The organism is Pseudomonas sp. CFBP 8758, from assembly GCF_014841725.1.
Classification (GTDB): Bacteria; Pseudomonadota; Gammaproteobacteria; order Pseudomonadales; family Pseudomonadaceae; genus Aquipseudomonas; species Aquipseudomonas baltica.
Genome location: NZ_JACYUK010000006.1, coordinates 274,349 through 289,509, shown reverse-complemented (window position 1 = coordinate 289,509; position 15,161 = coordinate 274,349). Strand labels below are relative to the sequence as shown.

The following is a 15,161-nucleotide window of genomic DNA, read 5'->3' as shown; positions in this document are numbered from 1 at the left end:
TTTTCGACGGTCGCAGGGTGGCGAAATGTCGCAGGCAAACGTTGACGTTGCCGGCCACGGAAAATAGGCTACGCGCCGACCCAGGGTAAATGTTCGCGGTGCCTGCGCTTGCTATAGAATGCACCGCAAGTTTTTCGATGCCTGATGAGGGCACGCCAGCCGCTGGCGCCGTCGTGGCGCCCGGCCAGATTTGAAGGAGTACGCATGGCTGTCTACAACTACGACGTAGTGGTGCTGGGTTCCGGCCCCGCCGGAGAAGGGGCGGCGATGAACGCCGCCAAGGCCGGGCGCAAGGTGGCCATGGTCGACAGTCGGCGCCAGGTCGGCGGCAACTGCACCCATCTGGGTACCATTCCTTCCAAGGCGCTGCGCCATTCGGTCAAGCAGATCATCCAGTTCAACACCAACCCGATGTTTCGTGCCATTGGCGAGCCACGCTGGTTCTCGTTCCCGGACGTGCTCAAGAGCGCCGAGCGGGTGATCGCCAAACAGGTGGCCTCGCGCACCAGCTACTACGCGCGCAACCGCGTCGACGTGTTCTTCGGCACCGGCAGTTTCTCCGACGAGCAAACCGTCGAAGTGATCTGCGCCAATGGTGCGCAAGAAAAACTCATCGCCAAGAGCGTCATCATTGCCACCGGTTCGCGGCCTTACCGGCCCGCCGACATCGACTTCAGCCATTCGCGCATCTACGACAGCGATACCGTGCTGAGCATCACCCATACTCCACGCAAACTGATCATCTACGGCGCCGGCGTCATCGGTTGCGAGTACGCGTCGATTTTCAGCGGCCTGGGCGTGCTGGTCGAGCTGATCGACAACCGCGAGCAGTTGCTCAGCTTCCTCGACGCGGAAATTTCCCAGGGCTTGAGCTATCACTTCAGCAACAACAACGTGATGGTCAGGCACAATGAGGAATACGAGAAAGTCGAAGGCCTCGAGAACGGGGTCGTGCTGCACCTCAAGTCTGGCAAGAAGATCAAGGCCGATGCCTTGCTCTGGTGCAACGGCCGTACCGGCAACACCGATCGCCTGGGCCTGGAAAACATTGGCATCAAAGTCAATGGCCGGGGCCAGATCAGCGTCGACGAGGCCTACCGCACCTCGGTGCCGACGATCTATGGGGCAGGCGATGTGATCGGCTGGCCGAGCCTGGCCAGTGCTGCCCACGACCAGGGCCGCTCCGCAGCCGGCAGTGTGGTCGACAACGGCAGCTGGCGCTTCGTCAACGACGTGCCGACCGGGATCTACACCATTCCCGAGATCAGCTCGATCGGCAAGAACGAGCACGAACTGACCCAGGCCAAGGTGCCATACGAGGTGGGCAAGGCATTCTTCAAGGGCATGGCCCGCGCGCAGATTTCCGGCGAGCCGGTGGGCATGCTGAAGATCCTCTTCCATCGCGAAACCCTGCAGGTGCTGGGCGTGCATTGCTTCGGCGACCAGGCCTCGGAGATCGTGCACATCGGCCAGGCGATCATGAACCAGCCCGGCGAACTCAATACCCTGAAGTACTTCGTCAACACCACCTTCAACTACCCGACCATGGCCGAAGCCTATCGGGTTGCAGCCTACGACGGCCTCAACCGGCTTTTTTGAGCGGCTCCGGCCGGTGGCCTGAGCCGGCCGGGGAGACCGATTTCAGCGATTCTCGAGGGTGGCGCTGGCCAAACCGGGAAAGTCTGTAATCAGGCTGTCCACGCCGAAGTCGGCGAGCCTGCGCATCAGTGCAGGCTCGTTGACCGTCCATACCGACACATGCAGACCCTGGCGCTGGGCCTTGAGCAGGCGCTCGGGTGTGCACAGCGTCCAGTTCAAGGCGAGCATCTCGCAGCCGTAGCCCTGGGCAACCTTGATCGGGTCCAGCCAGGCGTATTCGGCCACCAGACCGCGGGCGACGTCCGGGGTCAACTCCAAAGCGGCGCGCAGCACTTCCCGTGAGTTGGAGGTAATGGTGATCTTGTCCAGCAGATTCATGCGCTGTGCCAGTTCGCGGATTGCCAGCACAGTGCTGGCGGCGCGCGTGCGCGATGCGCTCTTCACTTCCAGTTGCCAGTGCTCGAAGGCGCATTGCTCGAACAGTTCCTCGAGGCGTGGAATGGGGCAGGGCGACACCCATCCCGGCCCACCCTTGCGCGCGTCGTAGCGGGTCAGCGCCTGGGCGTCGTGCTCGACGACCTTGCCGCCACGGCCAGTGGTGCGCTTGAGGGTCGGGTCATGGATGACCATCAGCTCGCCGTCCCTGGACAGATGCAGATCCAGCTCGCACCGGCGCACACCGTGTTCCAGGCATTGCTTGAAGCTTGCGAGAGTGTTTTCCGGGGCTTCCCCCTTGGCACCGCGATGGCCATAGATAAGCGTCACGTTCGCTCCTTGAATGAGAGTAGTGGATCAATCGGTGGTCGCGTCTTGCCGCTCGCGCGCCTGACGTCGTCGAACCTGCTGCTTGTGCAGAATGTAACGGGCGAGCAGCTGACGCTGGGCATCGCTGATGTCGACGAACTGGGTGCCGATCTCGAACTGGTCGTTACCCACTGCGATGCAGTTGGTGACGCTTGCCTTGAGCGATAGCCCTAGCGCCTGGGGCATCAGCGCGATCCGCAACGCCAGGCGCGTATTTTCCTCCATCGGCTGTTGCTGGAAGAACGCCAGGCCGCCCTCGGACAGCACCACTGGCCGGGCCTCGCCGATACGCTCGACTAGCGTCTGCGCAACCACTTGGCCAAGCAGGTCGATACGCTTGTTCTGGGCCTTGAGCACGGCTTCCACGGCACGGTCGGCTTCGCCGAGCTGGCGCAGCAGATGCTGGGTTTCGAACTCGGCCAGGTGCATCTCGCCAAGCAGGTCGAACAGCGGCGACGCATCCTGCAACATGTCTTCACCCGCCGTCTCGCTGGCCGGGAGTATGGTGATTTCCAGTGCGATGCGGTCATCGATGCGATAGTATTCGCGGCGATCTTCTTCATCTGATGTCGACATGACGAACCCAGGGTAGAGGCGATGGTCCGAGTGTAAAGCTGCTCGTCACGCCCTGCCAGCAGGACGTCTCCTCTTTCACCCGAACAAGCCCCGACATGTTCAGACCTCTTTTCGTTTTCATTGGCGCGCGTTACACCCGTGCCAAGCGGCGCAATCATTTCGTGTCGTTCATCTCCCTCACCTCGATGATCGGACTCGCCCTGGGCGTGGTCGTGATGATCGTGGTGCTGTCGGTGATGAACGGCTTCGATCACGAGATGCGCACCCGCGTGCTGGGCATGGTGCCCCACGCCACCGTCGAATCCGGCCAGCCCATCGCCGACTGGCCGGCGCTGGCGGCTCAGGTTCGGCAAAACCCGCAGGTGGCGGCAGTTGCGCCGTTCACCCAGATGCAGGGTTTGCTGACCCACGCCGGCCAGGTGCAGAAAATCCTGCTCAATGGCATCGACCCTGCGCAGGAACACAACGTCTCGATCATCGACGCCTTCGTCAAGCAGGGCAGGGTCGATGACCTCAAGGCCGGCGAGTTCGGCCTGATGATCGGCGACAAGGCCGCGACCAAGCTGGGTGTGGGTGTGGGCGATAAGGTCACCTTCGTCGCACCTGAAGTCACGGTCACCCCGGCCGGCATGTTCCCGCGCATGAAGCGCTTCACCGTGACCGGCATCTTTCACGTCGGCGCCGGCGAGCTCGACGGCTACCTGGGCCTGGCCAACCTCGAAGACCTGGGCAAGCTGCACCGCTGGAAAGCGGGCGAGGTTCAGGGGCTGCGCTTGAAGTTCGAAGATCTGTTCCAGGCTCCGCGAGTGTCCTGGCAGATCGCCAAGCAGTTGGGGGACCAGACCTACTATGCGCGCGACTGGACCCGTACCCACGGCAATCTCTACCAGGCCATCGGCATGGAGAAAGCCATGATCGGCCTGCTGTTGCTGCTGATCGTGGCCGTGGCCGCGTTCAACATCATTTCCACGCTGGTGATGGTGGTCAACGACAAGAAGGGCGATATCGCCATTCTGCGCACCCTGGGCTCGACGCCCGGGCAGATCATGCGCATTTTCATGGTGCAGGGCACGGTGATCGGCGTGGTCGGCACCTTGATCGGCGCCGTGGTCGGCATTCTGGCGGCCTTGAACGTCAGCGCGGCCATTGCCCTGCTCGAAAAAGCCATCGGCCACAAGTTTCTCAATGCCGATGTCTACTTCATCGACTACCTGCCTTCGCAGCTCATGGCCAACGATGTGTTCATGGTCTGCGGCGCGGCATTGGTCCTGAGTTTCCTCGCCACCCTGTATCCGGCCTGGCGTGCTGCGCGTACCCAGCCGGCGGAGGCGTTACGTTATGAGTGAGTCGGGCATGAGTGAACAAGCAGTACTGAGTTGTCGCAACCTGGGTAAATCCTACGAGGAAGGCCCTGAATCCGTGGTCGTGCTGGACAACCTGCAACTGGAGCTGCACGCCGGTGAGCGCGTGGCTATCGTCGGCAGCTCCGGTTCGGGCAAGAGCACCTTGCTCAACATGCTTGGCGGGCTCGATACGCCCAGCCGCGGCAGCGTGTGGCTGGCGGGTGAAGAGCTTTCGGCGCTGAACGAGCGGGCGCGCGGGCTGCTGCGCAATCGTGCCCTGGGCTTCGTCTACCAGTTTCACCACCTGTTGCCCGAATTCACTGCGCTGGAAAACGTCTGCATGCCGCTGCTGATCGGCAAGACCGCCATCCCCGAGGCGAAACAGCGCGCCACTGCATTGCTGGAGCGCGTGGGCCTGGGCCATCGACTGCAACACAAGCCGGCCGAACTGTCGGGCGGTGAGCGTCAGCGCGTGGCCATTGCCCGGGCCTTGGTAAACACGCCGGGGCTGGTGATGCTCGACGAGCCCACAGGTAACCTCGACAACCACACCGCGCAAGGCATTCAGGACTTGATGCTCGAGCTCAGCGTTTCGCTGCGCACCGCGTTTCTGGTGGTCACCCATGATCTGAGCCTGGCACGACAGATGGACCGCGTACTGCGTCTGGAAGACGGGCGTCTGGTGCCGATCTAGCTTTTTCTTTTCTAACGGGTTACCTCTGCATGTTCAGACCCTTGTCAATTTTCATCGGCTTGCGCTACACCCGCGCCAAGCGGCGCAAGAACTTCATTTCGTTCATCTCCATGACCTCGACGATCGGCCTTGCCTTGGGCGTGCTGGCGATGATCGTGGTGCTGTCGGTGATGAACGGCTTCCAGCGCGAAATGAGCTCGCGCATCCTGGGCATGGTGCCCCACGCCATGATCCAGGGCGTGAAGCCGCTGGACGATTGGCGCCCCGTCGCTGCCGCCGCCATGAAAAACCCCGAAGTGCTGGCGGCCGTGCCGTTCACCGAGCTCGACGGCATGCTCTCGTACAAGGGCATGATGCAGCCGATCCAGATCAGCGGTGTCGATCCGGCCCGCGAGGGCGAGGTGTCGATCGTCGCCGACCATATCGTCCAGGGACGCCTGGAGGATCTCAAACCGGGTGAATTCGGCGTCGTCGTCGGTGAAATCACCGCCAGGCGCTTCCGCTTGAACGTGGGCGACAAGATCACCCTTATCGTTCCGGAAGTCAGCACTGCGCCGGGTGGCATCACTCCGCGCATGCAGCGTCTCAACGTGGTCGGCGTGTTCAAGGTCGGCGCCGAACTCGATGGCTCCATGGGCCTGATCAACGCGGCGGATGCGGCGGAAATGCAGCGTTGGCAGCCGGGGCAGGTGCAAAGCGTACGGCTCAAGCTGAAGGATTTGTACACGGCGCCCGAGGTCAGTGCCGCCATCGTCAAGGACCTCGGCACGGCCTACAAGGCCGACGACTGGACCCATACCCAGGGCAGTCTGTTCAGTGCCATGAAAATGGAAAAGACCATGATTGGCCTGCTGCTGCTGATGATCGTTGCGGTAGCGGCGTTCAACATCATTGCCACCCTGATCATGGTGGTGAACGACAAAGGCGCGGATATCGCCATCCTGCGTACCATCGGCGCTACGCCGAGGCAGATCATGGGGATCTTCATGGTCCAGGGTACGGTCATCGGCGTGGCCGGCACCGTGATCGGGGGTGTGCTGGGCGTAATCGCCGCAATCAACGTCAGCGCCATCGTCGGCTGGGTGGAGCGCATCAGCGGCCAGCACATCTTCACTTCGGACGTGTATTTCATCAGCAATCTGCCCTCCGAGCTGCAGGGTGGGGATGTCATGCTGATCTGCGGGGCAGGGCTGGTGCTGAGCTTCCTTGCGACTATCTACCCTGCCTATCGGGCTTCACAGATCGAACCGGCGCACGCCCTGCGCTACGAGTGATCCATGACGACCGCGGTGCGGCCGTGCAGCCGCGCCGTCGTCGCCATGCAGCAGCGCGGCAAATTCGCTAAACTGCCGTCGTTCATTCAGTCAGGTTTATTTCATGCATCCCGCAGCCGAACATTCTCCCCTGGGCAAGTCCAGCGAGTACGTTTCCACCTACACCCCCTCGTTGCTGTTTCCCATTCCCCGTGCAGCAAAGTGGGCCGAGTTGGGCTTGAGCGCGGAAACCCTGCCCTATACCGGCGTGGACGTGTGGAATTGCTTCGAGCTTTCCTGGTTGCTGCCTTCGGGAAAGCCGGTCGTAGCCATTGGTGAATTCACCATTCCTGCGGATTCACCGAACATCATCGAATCCAAGTCGTTCAAGCTGTACCTGAACTCGCTTAACCAGACGGCGTTTGCGTCGATCGATGACCTGCAGGCCGTGCTGGTGGCGGACCTTTCTGGGGCTGCCGGCAAGACGGTGGGCGTCAAGGTGCGCCGCTTGGAAGATGTGCAGGCGGAGGGCGTGGTTCAACTGCCTGGAGTGTGCATCGACGAGTTGGACATCACGGTCAGCAGCTACGATCACCCACAGCCTGAGCTGCTGCGTTGCGACCCGAGCTCCATTGTGGAAGAAACCATCCATAGCCATCTGCTGCGGTCCAATTGCCCGGTCACCAGCCAGCCGGACTGGGGCAGTGTGTGTATTGCCTACAGCGGTCCGGTGCTGGACCACGCCAGCGTGCTGGCCTACCTGGTCAGCTTTCGTCAGCATTCGGATTTCCACGAGCAATGTGTCGAGCGGATTTTTACCGATCTGCAGCGACTTCTGCAGCCAGAAAGACTGACCGTGTTCGCCCGCTACGTACGCCGCGGCGGCCTGGACATCAACCCCTACCGCAGCACTGACACGCTGCCCGCGGCCAATGGCCGGCTGGTTCGCCAGTAAGGGTGCATCCAGCAGCCGCTTGGGCAGGCGGCTGCAGTTGTACAGTCTTCAGATACCGATGTTGCCGAGCGTCTGCACGATATTGCGCAGTGCGCCAGCCACACCAGGGTGATCGACTTCGAAGCGCTCGACGGCCAGGTTCACGCTGTCGGCGACGGAAGGGTCCGCCGTGGCATTTTCCAGCTCCATGCGCGCCTTGATCTGCTCCATCAGGACGCGCATGTCTTCACGCTCCTCGAGCGACAGCGTCTGGTTCTTTTCCAGTTGCTCGCGCAGTTCATCGAGTTGTTCCTGCAATTCGCGGGCTGGCATGACGTTCTCCTTGAGTGATAGGCACTTACATGGACCGCGCCCCGTGCGCAAAGGTCCGTGTCGGCTCGCATCATTGGAATTCCATGCCGTTCCAGACGGCCGCGCGAATGAACTTGAGGGCGGGCCTGAAGTCTGGCATGGGTACGTTCAGATTGATCGGCAGCGCTGCGTTCGCCAGCGCACTGCCTAATCCGGCCTGGACACTTTATACTGGGCCACATTTTGTTGGCGGTCGCATGCGACCCAATCGTATCTCAAGGAGTAACACGTATGCGTCTGACCGGTTCAGCTGTCATCGACCGAGTGGCTGGAGCCTGTCTGCTCCTGGGGCTTGCCGTGGCGCCCGTGGTAGCACAGGCCGCCGAAGAGGATCCATGGGAGCCGGTCAACCGTGCGATTTTCCGGGTCAACGATACCTTGGATACCTATGCGCTCAAGCCTATCGCCCAAGGCTACCAGTGGATCACCCCGCAGTTCCTGGAAGACGGCATTCATAACGTGTTCAGCAACATCGGCGACGTTGGCAATCTGGCCAACAACGTCATGCAGCTCAAGCCTGCCGCTGCCGGTACCGACACTGCGCGGCTGATCTTCAACACCACCTTCGGCCTGTTCGGCTTCTTCGATGTGGGCACCAAGATGGGCCTGCAGCGCAGCGACGAGGATTTCGGCCAGACCCTGGGCTACTGGGGTGTAAGCAGTGGGCCTTATGTAGTCCTGCCGCTGATGGGGCCAAGCACCGTGCGCGATGCGTTCGCCAAGTATCCCGATACCTATACCTCACCGTATCGCTACATCGACCACGTGCCGACCCGCAATACCACGCTGGGGGTGAACCTGGTGGATACGCGCGCAAGCTTGCTGTCGGCTGAAAAGCTGATCAACGGCGACAAGTACATCTTCTTGCGTAACGCTTACTTGCAGAACCGTGAATTCCGGGTCAAAGATGGCCAAGTGGAAGATGATTTTTAATTGTAACCAGGCATGAAAAAGGCGACCCGAGGGTCGCCTTTTTTCATGCGCGGCGTTCAGTCCATGCTCAATGTGTGCAGGCCTATGATCTGCATACCATCCTGCTTCGAGCTTTCTACGCGTATCACTTCCGCCTGGATGTCCAGATCGCTGAGCGTGGGATGGTTGGAAGGCAAATGGACGCCAACCTGATCTCCTACGCTTAATTGAGTCTGGGCTTCCAGCTGCATACCGGTGCTCGAAAGATCCTTGCATACGGCGGGAACGACAACGTCGCCGATCCTGAGGTCGACCTTTGCATCCACAGTCATGCGGATGAAATCACGTTTCTCACTGTAGTCACGATCACTGTGGCTCATGGTTTGTCCTTCGATCTAGTTGCTATTGTTAACGTTCTTATAACCCAAGGTAATAGGCCAATCGGCCCGCCCTGGCCCGTGTCGCAACACCCTTGAAACGCTTGCCGGATGGGAGTACCGTCTGCGCCTTACAAGGCACCTCTGCATCCGAATGCTCAGGGCACCCAGCGCTTGTATTCGCCTCTGCGAGAGGCTAGAAGTAAAGGTAGGCGACCCATTGCTTGCATCGCCAGTTTTTACCTTGCTGACCTACTTACGACAACCAATTTCTGGCGCCGTTTGCCCACATGCAGAAAACCAGTGCAACGCTGCTGATCATCGATGACGACGATGTGGTGCGCGCAAGCCTTGCGGCCTACCTCGAAGACAGCAGCTTCAGCGTGCTGCAGGCGAACAATGGCCTGCAGGGCCTCCAGGTCTTCGAGCAAAAACAGCCCGATCTCGTCATCTGCGACCTGCGCATGCCGCAGGTGGGCGGCCTTGAATTGATTCGCCAGGTGACCGAGCGTTCTCCCGATATTCCAGTGATCGTGCTGTCCGGTGCCGGAGTGATGAACGACGCAGTCGAAGCATTGCGCCTGGGTGCCGCCGATTACCTGATAAAGCCTCTTGAAGATCTGGCCGTGCTTGAGCACTCGGTTCGCCGGGCCCTGGATCGCTCGCGGCTGCTGCTGGAGAATCGTCGCTACCGCGAGAAGCTGGAAACGGCCAATCGTGAACTGGAAGCCAGCCTTCATCTGCTGCAGGAAGACCAGACTGCCGGCCGGCAAGTGCAGATGAACATGCTGCCTCAGAGTCCCTGGAGCACCGACGGATTCAGTTTCGAACACCAGATCATCCCGTCGCTGTACCTGTCGGGCGACTTCGTCGACTATTTTCGGGTCGACGAGCACCGCGTGGCGTTCTATCTGGCCGACGTATCCGGTCATGGCGCTTCATCGGCATTCGTCACGGTGCTGTTGAAATTCATGACCACCCGCCTCATGTTCGAATCAAGGCGCGGTGGTGCGATGCCCGAATTCAAACCGTCCGACGTGCTGGGCCATATCAACCGGGGTTTGATCAACACGCGTTTGGGCAAGCATGTCACCATGGTCGGCGGGGTGATCGACGAGCACACCGGGCTGTTGACCTACAGCATCGGCGGGCATTTGCCGCTTCCGGTGCTGTACACCCCCGAGCAAACGCAGTACCTGCAGGGACGCGGCCTGCCGGTGGGTCTGTTCAACGAAGCCACGTATACCGATCACGTCATGGCGTTGCCGGAGCAGTTCAGCCTTACCCTGCTTTCCGATGGGATACTGGACTTGCTGCCAGGCGAAACGCTGAAGGAAAAAGAAGCTGCATTGCCTGAGATCGTCAGTGCAGCGGGCGGCAGCCTGGATGGCTTGCGGCAAAAGTTTGGACTGGCCACACTCGGGGAGATGCCGGATGATATCGCCCTGATGGTGCTGAGCAGGAACCTTGCATGAGTACTGGTAGAATCCAGTTTGCTGAACAAAGCGGCACGTTCGTGTTGAAATTCGTGGGTGAGGTGCGCCTGACGCTCTGCTCGGCGCTGGATGCGACGATCGAGCGGATCTTCACCGCCCTCGATTTTTCAGCCATCGTGATCGACTTGACCGAAACCCGCAGCATCGACAGCACCACCTTGGGCTTGCTGGCCAAGTTGTCGATCATGTCTCGTCAAAAAGTCGGATTGCTGCCAACGGTGGTGACGACTCACGAGGACATCACGCGCCTGCTGCAGTCCATGGGTTTCGATCAGGTGTTCAACATCGTCGGTCGCCCGATTCCTTGCCCCGACTGCCTGACGGACCTGCCTTCGCAGGATCTGTCCGAGGATGTGGTTAGGGCCAAGGTGCTGGAAGCGCACAAGATTCTCATGGGCCTGAACGAGTCCAACCGCGAAGCCTTCCACGATCTGGTGAACGCGCTGGAACGCAGCTGAGTACCTTCGGGTGACTCGCTCGGCTATAAAAAAAGGCGACCTTGCGGTCGCCTTTTTTTGTGTGCGGCAGACTGGAATCAGGAAACCTTGGCAGTCAGCAGGGTTTCGAGTTTTTCCTGATCGCGAGCGAATTGACGAATGCCTTCAGCCAGCTTTTCAGTGGCCATCGCGTCTTCGTTCGACGCCCAGCGGAACTGCGCCTCGGTCAGAATCTGCTTGGGTTCGCCGGCATTGCCTGGCTTGAGCTTCTGCTCCAGCGTGCCTTCATCTTCAGCCAGCTTGTGCAGCAGTTCCGGGCTGATGGTCAGGCGATCACAACCGGCCAACTGCTCGATCTGGTTGATGTTGCGGAAGCTGGCGCCCATGACCACGGTCTTGTAGTCGTTGGCTTTGTAGTAGTTGTAGATGCGCGTCACCGACTGCACGCCTGGATCGTCGGAACCGGTGTATTCCTGGCCGGTGGATTTCTTGTACCAGTCGTAGATGCGACCCACGAACGGCGAGATCAGGAACACACCAGCATCGGCGCACGCCTGTGCCTGGGCGAAGGAGAACAGCAAGGTCAGGTTGCACTGAATGCCTGCCTTTTCCAGCTTCTCGGCGGCGCGGATACCTTCCCAGGTGGAGGCCAGCTTGATCAGCACACGCTCGCGACCGACACCGGCCTTTTCGTACAGGTCGATGATCTGGCTGGCCTTGGCCAGCAGGGCCTGCTCGTCGAAAGAGAGGCGAGCGTCGACTTCGGTGGAGATGCGGCCGGGGATGGCCTTGAGGATCCCGGTACCCACGGCGACCGCGAAAGTGTCCGACGCTAGACCGACATCACCGTTGCTGTCGCTGATGGTCTTGCGCAGCATGTCCTTGTAGGCTTCCAGCGAGGCAGCCTTGAGCAGCAGCGACGGGTTGGTGGTGGCGTCGACCGGCTTGAGCTTGGAGATGGCGTCGAAGTCGCCGGTGTCGGCTACCACGGTGGTCATTTGCTTGAGTTGTTCCAGCTTGGAAGTCATGAGCGTGCTCTGTCCTGTGCGAATGAATGACGTTACCCGAGCGCTGCGTCCGGCTCAAGGGCCAAGGGCGTGCAGCAGGGGGAGGGCGGCGGAAAGACCTACGTTCGAGTGTCGCGCCGCGCGACGGTTCAATGGATCGAGTATGCGCTCCTATCGGGTCAATGATGCATCGTTGGGCGATCAGCGCCCTTCGAGCAATGCCCCGGCCTGATCGAGCAGCGCCAGCGGGTCATCGGCCTTGTGGATATCCACCGACAGCAGTTGACGGAACTTGCGCGCGCCGGGAAAGCCCGTACCCAAGCCGAGCATGTGCCGCGTAACGTGGTGCATGGCGCCGCCTGAGGCGATATGCGCGGCGATGTACGGCCGCATCTGCCGCAGCGCGTCGAAACGGCTGATCACCGGCGTGTCGCTGCCGAACAACTGTTGGTCGACCTGAGCCAACAGGTATGGGTTGTGATAGGCCTCGCGTCCCAGCATCACACCATCGAAGGTCTGCAGATGCTCGGCGCAGGCTTCCAGCGTCTTGATGCCGCCGTTGAGTATCACTTCAAGGTCCGGGAAATCCGCCTTCAAGCGCGCGGCAATGTCATAGCGCAGCGGGGGGATGTCGCGGTTTTCCTTGGGCGACAGGCCCTCAAGGATGGCGATCCGTGCGTGCACGGTAAAACTGCGGCAGCCTGCCTCGCGCACCTGTCCGACGAAATCGCACAGCGCCTCATAGCTGTCGCGCCCATTGATTCCAATGCGGTGCTTGACCGTGACCGGAATCGACACCGCATCGCGCATGGCCTTGACGCAGTCGGCCACCAGCGCAGGATGCGCCATTAGGCAGGCGCCGATCATGTTGTTCTGCACACGATCACTGGGACAGCCCACGTTCAGATTGACCTCGTCGTAACCGTGCGCCTGCGCCATGCGCGCGCAAGCGGCCAGATCGGCCGGCGTGCTTCCACCCAACTGCAGCGCGATGGGGTGCTCGGCATCGTCGTAGCGCAGAAAGCGCTCGTGATCGCCATTGAGCAAAGCGCCGGTGGTGACCATTTCGGTGTAGAGCAGGGTGTGCCGCGAGAGCAGGCGCAGGAAGTAGCGACAGTGGCGGTCGGTCCAATCCATCATGGGTGCCACGCTAAAGCGGCGGGAGGGCTCCAGGCTAGGCGTGGCGGGCGTTTCAGCTACATTCTGTACCATTTTACTCTGCGCGTTTTGTACCAGTTTTCGGGCGTTTTCGGACGTTTTTTAGGGGTCACTGGTACAATGTACCAGTCCAAAACTGACGTGTACCAGTTGCCCATGGCTACGATAAGAAAGCGATTCAGAGCCGATGGAACGGCCAGTTATACCGTTCAGATCCGCTTGGCCCGTGAAGGGCAGCAAGTCTATCAAGAGAGCCAGACTTTCGCCCGAAAACAGGCCGCTCAGGTCTGGGCACGTCGACGGGAGGCTGAACTCGATGAGCCTGGCGCTATCGCGCGTCTCTCCCGCACGGGTGTCAGCGTCAAAGACATGATCGATCGCTACCTGGTCGAAGTGGAAAAAGCCCGGCCACTGGGCAAGACCAAGCGGGGCACGCTCACCGCGATCGGCAATTCGCATTTCGGCGGGCTGAGCGACGCAGACATCAATACCCAGGCCTTGGTCGACTATGCCCTGTGGCGTATGAGCGTCGAAGGCGGCAGCGTGCAGCCGCAGACTGCCGGCAACGACCTTGCGCATCTTGGGGCTGTGCTTTCGATTGCTAGGGATGCTTGGGGCTACCACGTCGATCCGCTGGCCATGGGCGGCGCGAGGCGCGTGCTGCGCAAGCTGGGCTACAACTTGAAAAGTCGAGAGCGCGACCGCCGCCCTACGTTGCATGAGCTAGAAAAAATTCTGCAGCACTACCAGGACATGCAGGCGCGCCGCCCAAGTGTCATCAATATGCTGAAAGTGGTGGGCTTTGCCTTGTTCTCGACACGTCGGCTCGACGAGATTACGCGCATTCGCTGGGCCGATATCGACGAGGCCGGGCAACGTGTCCTGGTGCGTGACATGAAGAACCCGGGGCAGAAGATCGGCAATGACGTCTGGTGCTATGTGCCTGATGAGGCGTGGCAGATTCTGCAGACCATGCCGAGGGTCGGAGCTGACATATTCCCCTACAGTCCAGAGTCGATTTCCACGTCCTGGGCTAAAGCCTGCAAGTTTTTGATCATCGCGGATCTGCACTTTCACGACCTTCGACATGAAGGGGTAAGCAGGCTGTTCGAAATGGCGTGGGATATCCCGCGGGTGGCCAGCGTGTCGGGCCACCGGGACTGGAACTCGCTGCGGCGTTATACGCACTTGCGAGGTCAGGGCGATCGCTATGCGCAGTGGGCCTGGCTTGAAAAAATCGTCAGCGCGCCCGTCCAGTTGGGCGCCGCTTCGATGAAATGGCTCAATAGGCGTGTTTTAAACCGTTGAGCTGGCAGTGTTCTTTTACCGCAGCGGCGCGCTGCAGGTCCAGATAACTAGCCAGGTCACTGAGGTGGATACCTCTGGCCGACTTCTGGCTCGTTTCCATGCGGGTAATCGGCAGTTTGATCTGGCCGCTCATGACCTTGCGCTGGAACATTTCCGGCGTCAGATGAGTGAAGTAATCGCGGCACACCAGTTCGAGAGGGATGATGGCCTGGCCGTCATACTGGGCCATCAAGATAAAAGCGGTATTCATGATGGTTGGCTCATAGTGGGGTAGGTGACCGCATGACCGATCAGCGAACGATCGAGTTGATGACCAGATGTTGGTGCGGCACTGGAAGTCCACCACAGTGTGATAGCCTTCGCGGCGCCGCCTCGGGGTTGCTTCATTTGCATGGTGCTTCTCCTTGAGGTGGTCGGTGGCGGGGGTTGCAGCCCCACGCCACCACTTCTTTTGGCTTTGAGCCGTCCGTTAATCCCTTGCCGCCCAATCTGTCTTCAGTTGCGACCACAACGCGTCGCCATTCTCGAAGTACTCGTGCACCTCTTTCTCTGGGCATCGATCCATGTTCAATAAGGCGATGCAGTCGTCGAACAACGTCGTGTCCACGCTTCGCAGATCTGTGAGGGGGAAGGGGAACGCATGGCCGTTGTAGAGGCTCAGCAGAAACCTGCCGATGATTCGGCTTTGGCCTGTGTTGCGCTGGGCAACCAGGAGCAATCGGTTGAGTGCGGCGACACCTGCAGACCTTATGGCAGGGCGCTCCCGTCCTTCGATTTGAAGCAGTGCCGCGATCTGGCTGGCCGGGCAGTAGTGGTGTGATTGCATGGTGCTTCTCCTTTGAATGGGCCGTTGCGTTGCAGCGCTTGGCCGGGGTGTTTTCTGCGTCTGTC

General features: G+C 60.4%; 17 protein-coding genes. 9 read left to right on the top strand and 8 right to left on the bottom strand.

Annotation, left to right across the window (positions count from 1 at the left end; translation table 11 throughout):
* Nucleotides 1-204 precede the first annotated feature (204 nt).
* Nucleotides 205-1,599 (top strand): Si-specific NAD(P)(+) transhydrogenase, encoded by a 1,395-nt coding sequence (sthA, locus tag IFT75_RS15350; protein ID WP_049859964.1) that lies wholly within the window; start codon nt 205-207, stop codon nt 1,597-1,599.
* A gap of 42 nt (nt 1,600-1,641) precedes the next feature.
* On the opposite strand, the gene IFT75_RS15345 is transcribed toward sthA, so the two are convergent.
* Both IFT75_RS15345 and IFT75_RS15340 read right to left on the bottom strand, forming a co-directional pair.
* Entirely contained in the window at nt 1,642-2,364 is a 723-nt protein-coding gene (locus tag IFT75_RS15345) for a glycerophosphodiester phosphodiesterase (protein ID WP_192055510.1), read from the bottom strand.
* Nucleotides 2,365-2,391: 27 nt separating this feature from the next.
* Nucleotides 2,392-2,979, bottom strand: a complete 588-nt coding sequence (locus tag IFT75_RS15340) for a PilZ domain-containing protein (protein WP_192055508.1) — start codon at nt 2,977-2,979, stop codon at nt 2,392-2,394.
* Nucleotides 2,980-3,074: 95 nt separating this feature from the next.
* Here IFT75_RS15340 and IFT75_RS15335 point away from each other — a divergent pair, with 95 nt between their 5' ends.
* The 4 genes from IFT75_RS15335 (at nt 3,075) to queF (ending at nt 7,224) form a co-directional block, all read left to right on the top strand.
* Nucleotides 3,075-4,325: a lipoprotein-releasing ABC transporter permease subunit gene (locus IFT75_RS15335; RefSeq protein ID WP_122477464.1), complete on the top strand. Its 1,251-nt coding sequence runs from the start codon at nt 3,075-3,077 to the stop codon at nt 4,323-4,325.
* A gap of 7 nt (nt 4,326-4,332) precedes the next feature.
* Nucleotides 4,333-5,016, top strand: a complete 684-nt coding sequence (gene lolD / locus IFT75_RS15330) for a lipoprotein-releasing ABC transporter ATP-binding protein LolD (protein ID WP_192049034.1) — start codon at nt 4,333-4,335, stop codon at nt 5,014-5,016.
* Nucleotides 5,017-5,045: 29 nt separating this feature from the next.
* Nucleotides 5,046-6,290 carry a lipoprotein-releasing ABC transporter permease subunit gene (locus tag IFT75_RS15325; RefSeq protein ID WP_192055506.1) on the top strand — a complete coding sequence of 415 codons (1,245 nt, stop codon included), beginning with the start codon at nt 5,046-5,048 and terminating at the stop codon, nt 6,288-6,290.
* Between the two features lie 103 nt (nt 6,291-6,393).
* On the top strand, nt 6,394-7,224 hold the full coding sequence (gene queF, locus IFT75_RS15320; RefSeq protein WP_192055504.1) for an NADPH-dependent 7-cyano-7-deazaguanine reductase QueF: 831 nt from the start codon (nt 6,394-6,396) through the stop codon (nt 7,222-7,224).
* A 48-nt stretch (nt 7,225-7,272) separates the two neighbouring features.
* Here the strand turns inward: queF and IFT75_RS15315 are convergent, their stop codons facing one another.
* On the bottom strand, nt 7,273-7,536 hold the full coding sequence (locus tag IFT75_RS15315; protein ID WP_122477471.1) for a DUF4404 family protein: 264 nt from the start codon (nt 7,534-7,536) through the stop codon (nt 7,273-7,275).
* A gap of 270 nt (nt 7,537-7,806) precedes the next feature.
* On the opposite strand from IFT75_RS15315, the gene IFT75_RS15310 reads away from it, so the two are divergent.
* On the top strand, nt 7,807-8,508 hold the full coding sequence (locus tag IFT75_RS15310) for an MlaA family lipoprotein (protein WP_122477473.1): 702 nt from the start codon (nt 7,807-7,809) through the stop codon (nt 8,506-8,508).
* A 56-nt stretch (nt 8,509-8,564) separates the two neighbouring features.
* Here IFT75_RS15310 and IFT75_RS15305 read toward each other — a convergent pair whose 3' ends face one another.
* On the bottom strand, nt 8,565-8,867 hold the full coding sequence (locus IFT75_RS15305) for a PilZ domain-containing protein (RefSeq protein WP_192055502.1): 303 nt from the start codon (nt 8,865-8,867) through the stop codon (nt 8,565-8,567).
* A 287-nt stretch (nt 8,868-9,154) separates the two neighbouring features.
* On the opposite strand from IFT75_RS15305, the gene rssB reads away from it, so the two are divergent.
* A complete protein-coding gene (gene rssB / locus IFT75_RS15300) occupies nt 9,155-10,339 on the top strand; it encodes a two-component system response regulator RssB (protein WP_192055500.1) in 1,185 nt (394 codons plus the stop codon).
* Nucleotides 10,336-10,818, top strand: coding sequence for an anti-sigma factor antagonist RssC (rssC, locus tag IFT75_RS15295; protein ID WP_122477478.1), 483 nt, complete (start codon nt 10,336-10,338; stop codon nt 10,816-10,818). The genes rssB and rssC overlap by 4 nt, the downstream gene beginning before the upstream one ends.
* Nucleotides 10,819-10,895: 77 nt before the next feature.
* Here rssC and tal read toward each other — a convergent pair whose 3' ends face one another.
* Together tal and dusA are read right to left on the bottom strand one after the other, a co-directional pair.
* Nucleotides 10,896-11,825 (bottom strand): transaldolase, encoded by a 930-nt coding sequence (tal, locus tag IFT75_RS15290; protein WP_122477480.1) that lies wholly within the window; start codon nt 11,823-11,825, stop codon nt 10,896-10,898.
* Nucleotides 11,826-12,005: 180 nt separating this feature from the next.
* Nucleotides 12,006-13,016: a tRNA dihydrouridine(20/20a) synthase DusA gene (gene dusA, locus IFT75_RS15285; RefSeq protein WP_192055498.1), complete on the bottom strand. Its 1,011-nt coding sequence runs from the start codon at nt 13,014-13,016 to the stop codon at nt 12,006-12,008.
* Between the two features lie 102 nt (nt 13,017-13,118).
* Between dusA and IFT75_RS15280 the strand changes: the two genes are divergently transcribed.
* Complete coding sequence (locus IFT75_RS15280) at nt 13,119-14,270, top strand: site-specific integrase (protein WP_192055643.1); 1,152 nt, start codon at nt 13,119-13,121, stop codon at nt 14,268-14,270.
* Here IFT75_RS15280 and IFT75_RS15275 read toward each other — a convergent pair.
* Nucleotides 14,245-14,520, bottom strand: a complete 276-nt coding sequence (locus tag IFT75_RS15275) for a pyocin activator PrtN family protein (protein ID WP_192055496.1) — start codon at nt 14,518-14,520, stop codon at nt 14,245-14,247. The two genes, IFT75_RS15280 and IFT75_RS15275, sit on opposite strands and share 26 nt — an antisense overlap.
* Nucleotides 14,521-14,739: 219 nt before the next feature.
* Nucleotides 14,740-15,096 (bottom strand): DUF7673 family protein, encoded by a 357-nt coding sequence (locus IFT75_RS15270; protein ID WP_192055494.1) that lies wholly within the window; start codon nt 15,094-15,096, stop codon nt 14,740-14,742.
* Between the last annotated feature and the right edge of the window lie 65 nt (nt 15,097-15,161).

Bases quoted from the DNA above. Each gene is read 5' to 3' on its own strand.
- sthA (WP_049859964.1), top strand. From the start codon at position 205: ATGGCTGTCTACAACTACGACGTAGTGGTGCTGGGTTCCGGCCCCGCC.
- IFT75_RS15340 (WP_192055508.1), bottom strand. From the start codon at position 2,979: ATGTCGACATCAGATGAAGAAGATCGCCGCGAATACTATCGCATCGAT.
- IFT75_RS15335 (WP_122477464.1), top strand. From the start codon at position 3,075: ATGTTCAGACCTCTTTTCGTTTTCATTGGCGCGCGTTACACCCGTGCC.
- lolD (WP_192049034.1), top strand. From the start codon at position 4,333: ATGAGTGAACAAGCAGTACTGAGTTGTCGCAACCTGGGTAAATCCTAC.
- IFT75_RS15325 (WP_192055506.1), top strand. From the start codon at position 5,046: ATGTTCAGACCCTTGTCAATTTTCATCGGCTTGCGCTACACCCGCGCC.
- queF (WP_192055504.1), top strand. From the start codon at position 6,394: ATGCATCCCGCAGCCGAACATTCTCCCCTGGGCAAGTCCAGCGAGTAC.
- IFT75_RS15315 (WP_122477471.1), bottom strand. From the start codon at position 7,536: ATGCCAGCCCGCGAATTGCAGGAACAACTCGATGAACTGCGCGAGCAA.
- IFT75_RS15310 (WP_122477473.1), top strand. From the start codon at position 7,807: ATGCGTCTGACCGGTTCAGCTGTCATCGACCGAGTGGCTGGAGCCTGT.
- IFT75_RS15305 (WP_192055502.1), bottom strand. From the start codon at position 8,867: ATGAGCCACAGTGATCGTGACTACAGTGAGAAACGTGATTTCATCCGC.
- rssB (WP_192055500.1), top strand. From the start codon at position 9,155: ATGCAGAAAACCAGTGCAACGCTGCTGATCATCGATGACGACGATGTG.
- rssC (WP_122477478.1), top strand. From the start codon at position 10,336: ATGAGTACTGGTAGAATCCAGTTTGCTGAACAAAGCGGCACGTTCGTG.
- tal (WP_122477480.1), bottom strand. From the start codon at position 11,825: ATGACTTCCAAGCTGGAACAACTCAAGCAAATGACCACCGTGGTAGCC.
- dusA (WP_192055498.1), bottom strand. From the start codon at position 13,016: ATGGTACAGAATGTAGCTGAAACGCCCGCCACGCCTAGCCTGGAGCCC.
- IFT75_RS15280 (WP_192055643.1), top strand. From the start codon at position 13,119: ATGGCTACGATAAGAAAGCGATTCAGAGCCGATGGAACGGCCAGTTAT.
- IFT75_RS15275 (WP_192055496.1), bottom strand. From the start codon at position 14,520: ATGAATACCGCTTTTATCTTGATGGCCCAGTATGACGGCCAGGCCATC.
- IFT75_RS15270 (WP_192055494.1), bottom strand. From the start codon at position 15,096: ATGCAATCACACCACTACTGCCCGGCCAGCCAGATCGCGGCACTGCTT.